Source organism: Pseudomonas sp. HMWF006, assembly GCF_003061205.1.
In the GTDB taxonomy this organism is placed as follows: Bacteria; Pseudomonadota; Gammaproteobacteria; order Pseudomonadales; family Pseudomonadaceae; genus Aquipseudomonas; species Aquipseudomonas monsensis.
The window spans coordinates 1-2,083 of sequence record NZ_QAIU01000575.1; the positions used below are offsets into that span (position 1 = coordinate 1).

Below are 2,083 nucleotides of genomic sequence, written 5' to 3' on the forward strand. Positions count from 1 at the left end.
TCGAAACACCGAGCAGCGGCGAGATCCTGGTCAACGGTCAGTCGCTAGTCAACGTGCCGCCGCACAAGCGCGACATCGGCATGGTGTTCCAGCGCTATTCGCTGTTCCCGCATCTGTCGGTGCGCGACAACATCGCCTTCCCGCTGGCGATCCGCAAACTCGCCGCCGCCGAACGTGACAAGCGTGTCGACGCGATGCTGAAACTGGTGCAGCTGGAACAGTTCGCCCATCGCCGCCCTTCGCAACTGTCTGGCGGCCAGCAGCAACGGGTCGCGATTGCCCGGGCGCTGGTTTACGAGCCACGCATCCTGTTGATGGACGAACCGCTCGGTGCACTGGACAAAAAGCTGCGTGAGGATTTGCAGGATGAACTGCGTCAGCTGCATCGGCGCCTGGGCATCACCATCGTCTACGTGACCCACGATCAGGAAGAAGCCATGCGTTTGTCGCAACGCATCGCGATTTTCAGTCACGGCAAGATTGTCGGGCTGGGCAGCGGTTATGACCTGTATCAGAACCCGCCGAATGCGTTTGTCGCGTCGTTTCTCGGTAATTCGAACTTCCTCAAGTTCAAGGCGCAAGGCAATGCAGCGGCGAGTTTTGAGGGGCAATCGTTGTCGATTCGACTGACAACCGGGTTGCACATTGATCAGGATGTGTTGCTGATGGTGCGGCCGGAGAAAGCCTTGGCACTGAGCGTGCAGCAGGCAAGCGATGAGCCGCTGCCGGCGGGCTGGAACGAAGTGTCAGCGAAGGTCGTGGAAGTGCTGTTCCTCGGGGAGAGTCAGACCTGCAGCGTGGTCACTTCGGGCGGGACGTCGATGACGGTGAAAGCGTTATCGGCGGCGGGCATGCCGCTCAAGGCTGGCGACCCGGTGCGGGTGCGCTGGGCCACCGCTGATGCCTGCGTCTACACCGAATGGACCGAAAGTGACCTGAACAAAGCGGCCGGCGCCCATTGATAGCGTGTTGTCTGTGGGATTTACCCCCTCACCCCAGCCCTCTCCCCCAGGGGGGCGAGGGGGAAAGGGAGCCGATCTCCGTGCTGCCCAAAATCCGGGGTCGACTCGGTATCCCAAGTCGGCGTCCCTCGAAAGAACACCTCAATCAGTCCCTCTCCCTCAGGGAGAGGGAGCCAATCTTCATGCTGTTCAAACCTGAGTTCGACGCAGCGCTCTCAGGTCGGCGTAACTCGTCCAAACAACCCGGTCAGTCCCCTCTCCCTCCGGGAGAGGGCCAGGGTGAGGGAAACAGACGACGCGGTATCAGACGATGGCGCGGTAACCTTCAATCTCATCCGGCCACGCCGTGAGGATTTCAAACCCCGTCTCCGTCACCGCCACCATGTGCTCCCACTGCGCCGACAACGAGCCATCCTTGGTCAGTACGGTCCAGCCATCCGCCATGTTCTTCACATGGCGCTTGCCGGCATTGAGCATCGGTTCAACAGTGAAAATCATCCCTGCCTTGAGCTTCATGCCCTGATTGGGAAAACCGTAATGCAGAATCTGCGGCTCATCGTGATAGACCTTGCCGATCCCGTGCCCGCAGTACTCGCGCACCACGCTGAAGCCTTCCCTCTCCGCCAGACTCTGAATCGCATGACCGATATCGCCCAATGTGGCGCCCGGCTTGACCACCCGAATACCCGCGCACATGGCCTCATAGGTGGTGTTGATCAGGTGCTGCGCCTCAGGCGTCGCCTCGCCGACCACGTACATGCGGCTGGTATCACCGAACCAGCCGTCCTTGATCACCGCGATGTCGAGGTTGACGATGTCGCCATCCTGCAACGGCGTACCCGAGGGAATGCCGTGGCACACCACGTCGTTGACCGAAGCACAGACGGTTTTCGGGAAACCGTGATAACCGACGTTGGCCGGAACCGCTTTCTGCACATTGACGATGTAGTCGTTGCACAGCCGATCCAGTTCGTCGGTGGTCACACCGGCCTTTACATGCGGCACCAGCATCGCCAGTACTTCAGCGGCGAGTTGACCGGCGGCGCGTGATTGCGCGATCTCGGCGGGCGTGTTGATCTTGATCTGGTTTCTCATGCGCTGACGGCTTCCTGAGTCAGTTG

The 2,083-nt window shown here is 60.4% G+C and carries 2 protein-coding genes; one reads left to right on the top strand and one right to left on the bottom strand.

The annotated features are described in order from the left end of the window. On the top strand, positions 1–962 hold a 962-nt coding region (locus DBR24_RS26390), incomplete at its 5' end, for an ABC transporter ATP-binding protein (protein ID WP_146189124.1). Positions 963–1,265: 303 nt separating this feature from the next. On the opposite strand, the gene map is transcribed toward DBR24_RS26390, so the two are convergent. Then, positions 1,266–2,057 (bottom strand): type I methionyl aminopeptidase, encoded by a 792-nt coding sequence (gene map, locus DBR24_RS26395; RefSeq protein ID WP_218278152.1) that lies wholly within the window; start codon positions 2,055–2,057, stop codon positions 1,266–1,268. Positions 2,058–2,083 lie beyond the last annotated feature (26 nt).

Excerpts from the sequence above, each read along its gene's own strand:
- map (WP_218278152.1), bottom strand. The coding sequence starts at position 2,057 with ATGAGAAACCAGATCAAGATCAACACGCCCGCCGAGATCGCGCAATCA.